We start from the raw sequence: 7166 nt of genomic DNA, 5'->3' as shown, positions 1-7166 counted from the left end.
CGGTCAGAAAGCTCAACTGACGGTATTATGGAAAAATATCGCGATCGCGACCTGCGGTCGCTAGAAAAGAAGAACCCCACCTGAAAAAGTGGGGTTAGTCAGCAGTCTGAAAGCCTCTCGCGAGGCTTTCTATTGGTTTGAATTGAATCGGATAAATATCAGAACGGAATATCGTCATCAAAATCCATTGGGGGTTCATTGCTGCTGGCTGGCGCACTGCTCTGTGCAGGGCGAGCCGGAGCCTGCTGGCCACCGCTGAACTGATTGCTACCCTGTGGCTGCTGAGGCTGCCCCCAACCGCCCTGCTGGCCGCCTGCTGGCTGGCCACCACCTGCCGGAGCACCGCCGCCCTGACGGCCACCCAGCATCTGCATGGTGCCACCCACGTTAACCACGATTTCGGTGGTGTATTTTTCTACACCAGCCTGATCGGTCCATTTACGGGTCTGCAAGGAACCTTCGATATACACCTGAGAACCTTTACGCAGGTATTCACCCGCCACTTCCGCCAGCTTGCCGAACAACACCACGCGGTGCCATTCCGTTTTTTCTTTCTGCTCGCCAGTAGCCTTGTCACGCCAGCTCTCGGAGGTCGCCAGGGTAATGTTGGCAACCGCGCCACCGTTAGGCATGTAACGGACCTCTGGGTCTTGGCCCAGATTCCCGACCAGAATTACTTTGTTTACGCCTCTGCTGGCCATGTTAGATCTCCTGATGAATCATTAGGTGGATATCCCCTTATCACTTGAAGCCGCAGCCAACAACGCCGCAACTCCAACTACATCGGGTCTACAAACCACAATTTTGCATAGTCTAAACCACAAATTGTAGCATGCCACCTGCTTAGATTATACCTGCGAAGCGCCTTGCAGAATTGTCTCCGCACTCGACCTTGTTGCATACATATACTGGATATTCATTCAGGTTATTTTGTGTCATAATTATGCGTTTCGACCTGGCTGTGCCGGTTTTTTGCGCGTTACGTCACAAAATTTCCTGCAAAAGAACCCAGACAAGCACGGTGTATCATCCTGACGGGAAGTGTAAATGGACAATATTGAAGTTCGCGGTGCTCGAACCCATAATCTCAAAAACATTAACCTGATTATCCCGCGCGACAAGCTGATTGTCGTCACCGGTCTGTCGGGTTCCGGCAAGTCTTCACTGGCCTTTGATACGCTGTATGCCGAAGGGCAACGGCGCTATGTCGAATCGCTCTCTGCCTACGCACGCCAGTTTCTTTCGCTGATGGAAAAACCGGACGTCGACCATATCGAAGGCCTGTCACCGGCGATCTCCATTGAGCAGAAATCTACCTCGCATAACCCGCGTTCCACCGTCGGGACCATTACTGAGATCCACGATTACCTGCGCCTGCTGTTTGCCCGCGTCGGCGAACCACGCTGCCCGGATCATCACGTTCCGCTAGCGGCGCAGACGGTCAGCCAGATGGTGGATAACGTGCTCAACCAGCCCGAAGGCAAGCGCCTGATGCTGCTGGCACCGGTGGTGAAAGATCGTAAGGGCGAGCACACCAAGACGCTGGAAAACCTGGCGACTCAAGGTTACATCCGCGCGCGTATCGACGGCGAAGTGTGCGATCTCTCCGATCCACCGAAGCTGGAACTGCAAAAAAAGCACACCATTGAAGTGGTGGTGGATCGCTTCAAGGTGCGTGACGATCTGGCGCAGCGCCTGGCGGAGTCATTTGAAACCGCGCTGGAGCTTTCTGGTGGTACGGCAGTGGTGGCCGATATGGACGACGAACAGGCCGAAGAGCTGCTGTTCTCCGCCAACTTCGCCTGCCCGATCTGCGGTTACAGCATGCGCGAGTTGGAACCGCGCCTGTTCTCGTTCAACAACCCGGCGGGGGCCTGCCCCACCTGTGACGGGCTGGGCGTACAACAGTTCTTCGATCAGGAACGCGTGGTACAAAACCCCGAGCTTTCGCTGGCGGGTGGCGCGATCCGTGGCTGGGATCGCCGCAACTTCTATTACTTCCAGATGCTGCGCTCGCTGGCGGAGCACTATGACTTTGATGTGGAAGCACCGTTCAACAGCCTGGCTGCCAGCGTGCAAAAAGCGGTGCTCAATGGTTCTGGCAAAGAAACCATTGAATTCAAATACATTAACGATCGCGGTGACACCACCGTGCGCCGCCATCCGTTTGAAGGCGTGCTGCACAATATGGAACGCCGCTATAAAGAAACCGAATCCAGCGCGGTGCGCGAAGAGCTGGCGAAGTTTATCAGTAACCGCCCTTGTGCTTCGTGCAGCGGCACCCGCCTGCGCGAAGAAGCGCGTAACGTATTTGTGGAAGACACCACCCTGCCGCAGATCTCCGATCTCAGCATCGGCCATGCCATGACGTTCTTCCAGAATATGAAGCTGAGCGGCCAGCGTGCCAAGATCGCCGAGAAAATCTTGAAAGAGATTGGCGATCGCCTGAAGTTCCTGGTTAACGTCGGGCTGAACTACCTGTCACTTTCCCGCTCGGCAGAAACGCTGTCCGGCGGCGAAGCGCAGCGTATCCGCCTGGCCAGCCAGATCGGCGCGGGCCTGGTGGGTGTGATGTACGTGCTGGATGAGCCTTCCATCGGCCTGCATCAGCGCGATAACGAACGCCTGCTGGAAACCCTGATCCACCTGCGCAACCTGGGTAACACGGTGATTGTGGTTGAGCACGACGAAGATGCGATCCGCGCCGCCGATCACGTGATCGATATCGGCCCAGGTGCCGGTGTGCACGGCGGCCATGTGGTGGCAGAAGGCACCGTTGACGACATCATGGCCCAGCCAGAATCCCTGACCGGCCAGTTCCTCAGCGGCAAGCGCGAGATTGCTATCCCGGCAGAGCGCGTACCGGCGGATCCGACCAAGGTGCTGAAGCTAAGCGGTGCGCGCGGCAACAACCTGAAAGACGTGACGCTGACGCTGCCGGTCGGGCTGTTTACCTGCATCACCGGGGTTTCCGGCTCTGGTAAATCCACGCTGATCAACGATACCCTGTTCCCGATCGCCCAGCGCCAGCTGAATGGTGCCACCATTGCCGAACCGGCCCCTTACCGCGAAGTCACCGGGCTGGAGCATTTCGACAAGGTGATCGACATCGATCAGAGCCCGATTGGCCGCACGCCGCGTTCCAACCCTGCCACCTATACCGGCATCTTTACGCCGGTGCGTGAGCTGTTTGCAGGCGTGCCGGAATCGCGCACCCGTGGCTATACGCCAGGCCGTTTCAGCTTTAACGTCAAAGGCGGCCGCTGCGAAGCCTGCCAGGGCGATGGGGTGATCAAAGTTGAAATGCACTTCCTGCCGGATATCTACGTGCCTTGCGATCAATGCAGAGGCAAGCGCTACAACCGCGAAACGCTGGAAGTAAAGTACAAAGGCAAAAGCATTCACGAAGTGCTGGAAATGACCATTGAAGAAGCCCGTGATTTCTTCGATGCGGTGCCAGCGCTGGCACGCAAGCTGCAAACGTTGATGGATGTGGGGCTGTCTTACATTCGTCTCGGCCAGTCGGCCACCACCCTTTCCGGTGGGGAAGCGCAGCGCGTGAAGCTGGCGCGTGAACTGTCGAAACGTGGCACTGGCCAGACGCTGTATATCCTCGATGAGCCCACCACCGGCCTGCACTTTGCCGACATTCAGCAGTTGCTGGCGGTGCTGCATCAGTTACGCGATCAGGGCAACACCATCGTGGTGATTGAACACAACCTGGACGTGATTAAAACGGCGGATTGGATTGTCGATCTGGGGCCGGAAGGCGGCAGCGGCGGCGGTGAGATCCTGGTTTCCGGCACGCCAGAAACCGTGGCGAACTGCAAAGAATCGCACACCGCCCGCTTCCTTAAGCCCATGCTGAATAAAAAGTGATATGAAACCGCTCCTGCATCAAGCAGGAGCGGTTTTTACTCTCAGAGACCCAGCTCCTGGCGTTTCTTCTTCGATAATCCGGCCACCACCAGTTGATAGGAAATGTCGATCAACTGATAAAACTGTGAGTCCGGTAAAGCGCCGTCCAAATAAACACTGTTCCAATGCGCTTTATTCAAATAGTAACCGGGGATAATTTCCGCATGCTGCTCGCGCAACTGTTCCGCCAGCTCTATGCCACACTTTAATGAAATCACGGGCCGACCATAGGCTTCACCGATGAGCGCAAACATCTTGTCAGCAACTTTGACCCGATCGGCCTGCCAGTCACTCTGATAATCCTGTTCACTGCCCGGTTTAGTCAGGCAGTAATCCAGCAGTTGCTGTTGGTTCACGGTGATCTCCTCTGATAAAGCCTCAGTTCGCCGTCACTGCACGGCGGCAAATGCCTCAGCCACTTGGCGAACGTTATGGTGATTCAGCCCGGCTACGCACATGCGGCCGCTGTGGATCAGATAAACGCCGAACTCTTCACGCAGGCGATCGACCTGTTCCGCGCTGAAACCGGTATAGCTGAACATACCACGTTGCTCCAGCAGATAGTCAAAGTTACGCTGCGGCAACGCACTCTTCAGGGTTTCCACCAAAGCCTGACGCATCTCGAGAATACGGGTACGCATGGTTTCCACTTCCGCCAGCCACTGCGCTTTCAGCTGCGCATCGTTCAGCACCTTGGCCACCACTTGCGCACCAAAGTTCGGCGGGCTGGAATAGTTGCGGCGCACGGTGGCTTTCAGTTGGCCCAGCACGCGCTCGGCGGCTTCGCTGCTTTCACACACCACCGAAAGCCCGCCGACACGTTCGCCGTACAGCGAGAAGATCTTCGAGAACGAGTTGCTCACCAGGCATGGCAAGCCCGCCGCCGCAATGGCGCGAATGGCGTAAGCATCCTGATCGATACCCCCACCGAACCCCTGATAGGCGATATCCAGGAACGGGATCAAATCGCGCTCGGCGACCACTTTAACCACTTCATCCCACTGCGCCGCAGTGAGATCGGAGCCGGTCGGGTTATGGCAGCAAGGGTGCAACAGCGCGATGCTCTTGGCGGGCAGCTTTTTCAATGCACTCAGCATGGCATCAAATTTCACGCCGAGGCTCTCGCCGTCAAAATAGGGGTAGGTATTCACGGTGAAACCGGCACCGCTAAAGATGGCGACGTGGTTTTCCCAGGTCGGATCGCTGACCCATACCTGCGAATCGTGGAAATAGCGCTTCAGGAAATCGGCCCCCACTTTCAGCGCACCGGAACCGCCCACGGTCTGAATGGTAGCAATGCGCCCTTGCTGCAGCATCGGGTGTTCGGCACCGAACAGCAGGTGCTGGATCGCACTGCGGTAGGGTTGCAGGCCCTCCATCGGCAAATAGACCGATGCGCCGTGCTCAACGCTGTTCAACTGCGCCTCTGCGGCAGCCACCGCCTGCATCTGTGGTATGATGCCCTGCTCGTTATAATAAAGGCCGATACTCAGGTTCACCTTGTGCGTACGGGGGTCTTTCTTGAATTTTTCCATCAGCGACAGGATCGGGTCACCGGCATAGGCATCAACATTCTGGAACACGGGTTGGTTCTCCTGGTTTTAGGGGTCGAGTTACAATATATACTCTTCGTCTTGCAAACTGCAGTGCAGCGCTCAGAAGCCAGCGCTTTATTTCGCCAACGGCAGTAAGCCGTTCTCTTTGATGCGATTGAGCACCACCGCCGTTTTAATCCGCGCCACGCTTTTATGCCGCGACAGCGTCTGGCTGATGAAGTCACTGAGTGCTGGCAAATCTGCCACCGCCACTTTTAATAAATAATCGGCGTCACCGGTGGTTTTATACGCGTCTAGAATCGCGTCAACGTCTTCCAGCATCTGGTGAAAGCTGTCGATCTGCTCCTGAGTGTGGGTTAGCAGGCTCACCTCAATTAGGCCCACCAGCCCAAGCCCGACCGCCTCCGGGGCCAGCCGCGCGTGATACCCTCTGATCAGCTGTTCCTGCTCCAGGCTGATACGGCGGCGCGAACATTGGGAGGCCGAAAGCCCGACCAACTCGCTCAGTTCCTGGTTGGTCAAACGGCCATTGGCCTGTAACAGCGTCAGGATTTTCATATCAAAATCGTCAATGTTGTACATAACCACCTGTAAACTGTGTTAAGAAATGTTGACGTTACAGCCTATCAGTTTTTTTGGCGTTGAAACCATCGCCCCTGTCGGGTTGTGAGATACGCAGCAGCAAAACTGACATCTTCGCTCATCAGTGGCATAAAGAACGGGTAAATTACGCAAATCAACCACAACTAACGGCTAAATAGCGCATAAAACCATTAATATAAGGATGTTTATGAAGAGAATTTTCCCCTTCGCTTTGCTGGTTGCCACCGGCTGCGCCAGCGCTCAATCGCACCTGGACAAAGTTCTACAGCAAAAAACGCTCGACGTTTGCACTACCGGTGACTACAAGCCTTATACCTTCCTGAAAGAAGATGGCAGCTACGAAGGTATCGATATCGCCATGGCGGAGTCGCTGGCCAAAAGCCTGGACGCCAAAGTGAAGTGGGTGAAAACCAGTTGGAAAACCCTGATGCCTGACTTTGTTGCGGGGAAATGTGACATCGCCATGGGCGGCATCTCGGTGACGTTACCGCGCCAAAGGCAGGTGTTTTTTGCCGAACGCCTGGATACCGACGGCAAAATCCCCTTGGTACGCTGTACCGACGTGAAGAAATATCGCACCGTAGAGCAGATCAACAAGGCGTCGGTACGGGTGATCGAACCCGCTGGCGGCACCAACGAAGCTTTCGTTCGTGCCTATCTGCCGAAAGCCAACCTGACGCTGTCACACGATAATATGGGGATTTTCCAGCAGTTGGTGGACCGCAAAGCCGACGTGATGATAACCGATGCCTCTGAAGCGCTGTATCAGCAGAAACGCTACCCGAAACTCTGTGCCGTAAACCCGGACAAACCGATGCAGTACGGCGAGAAAGCTTACATGCTGCCGCGTGATGATATGAGCTGGAAACTGTATGTGGATCAGTGGCTGCACTTGAGCAAAGCCACCGGCGAATATCAGAAGATTATCGATCAGTGGCTGGCGGTGAAGAAGTAAGCTGAGGAATGCCCCCTCACCCTAACCCTCTCCCACAGGGAGAGCAGCTGTGTTTAAAGTCAATGGGTGATGATTAATTTGTCACCCATTGCCTATTATCTCGCAGCATCGCGTTTAATATCGTTAACAGCTTT

The 7166-nt window shown here is 55.5% G+C and carries 6 protein-coding genes; 2 read left to right on the top strand and 4 right to left on the bottom strand.

What is annotated here, in order from left to right; all coding sequences use genetic code 11:
• Nucleotides 1-158: 158 nt before the first annotated feature.
• Nucleotides 159-701, bottom strand: a complete 543-nt coding sequence (ssb1, locus tag WG891_RS26330; protein ID WP_076941746.1) for a single-stranded DNA-binding protein SSB1 — start codon at nucleotides 699-701, stop codon at nucleotides 159-161.
• 346 nt (nucleotides 702-1047) lie between these two features.
• Between ssb1 and uvrA the strand changes: the two genes are divergently transcribed.
• Complete coding sequence (gene uvrA / locus WG891_RS26325; RefSeq protein ID WP_337265048.1) at nucleotides 1048-3879, top strand: excinuclease ABC subunit UvrA; 2832 nt, start codon at nucleotides 1048-1050, stop codon at nucleotides 3877-3879.
• Between the two features lie 41 nt (nucleotides 3880-3920).
• On the opposite strand, the gene WG891_RS26320 is transcribed toward uvrA, so the two are convergent.
• The 3 genes from WG891_RS26320 to WG891_RS26310 all read right to left on the bottom strand — a co-directional run bounded on the left by WG891_RS26320 (nucleotide 3921) and on the right by WG891_RS26310 (nucleotide 6056).
• Nucleotides 3921-4274: an MmcQ/YjbR family DNA-binding protein gene (locus WG891_RS26320; RefSeq protein WP_337265049.1), complete on the bottom strand. Its 354-nt coding sequence runs from the start codon at nucleotides 4272-4274 to the stop codon at nucleotides 3921-3923.
• A 33-nt stretch (nucleotides 4275-4307) separates the two neighbouring features.
• Nucleotides 4308-5501: an amino acid aminotransferase gene (locus WG891_RS26315; RefSeq protein WP_337265050.1), complete on the bottom strand. Its 1194-nt coding sequence runs from the start codon at nucleotides 5499-5501 to the stop codon at nucleotides 4308-4310.
• Between the two features lie 87 nt (nucleotides 5502-5588).
• Nucleotides 5589-6056, bottom strand: a complete 468-nt coding sequence (locus WG891_RS26310; protein WP_076941742.1) for an Lrp/AsnC family transcriptional regulator — start codon at nucleotides 6054-6056, stop codon at nucleotides 5589-5591.
• A 208-nt stretch (nucleotides 6057-6264) separates the two neighbouring features.
• On the opposite strand from WG891_RS26310, the gene WG891_RS26305 reads away from it, so the two are divergent.
• Nucleotides 6265-7032: a transporter substrate-binding domain-containing protein gene (locus WG891_RS26305; RefSeq protein ID WP_337265051.1), complete on the top strand. Its 768-nt coding sequence runs from the start codon at nucleotides 6265-6267 to the stop codon at nucleotides 7030-7032.
• The last annotated feature ends 134 nt before the right edge of the window (nucleotides 7033-7166 follow it).

The sequence above is a fragment of the Serratia sp. MMO-28 genome, assembly GCF_037199905.1.
Taxonomy (GTDB): Bacteria; Pseudomonadota; Gammaproteobacteria; order Enterobacterales; family Enterobacteriaceae; genus Chania; species Chania oryzae.
The sequence above is the reverse complement of the archived record's forward strand: the minus strand, read 5'-3'. Positions and strand labels throughout refer to the sequence as shown.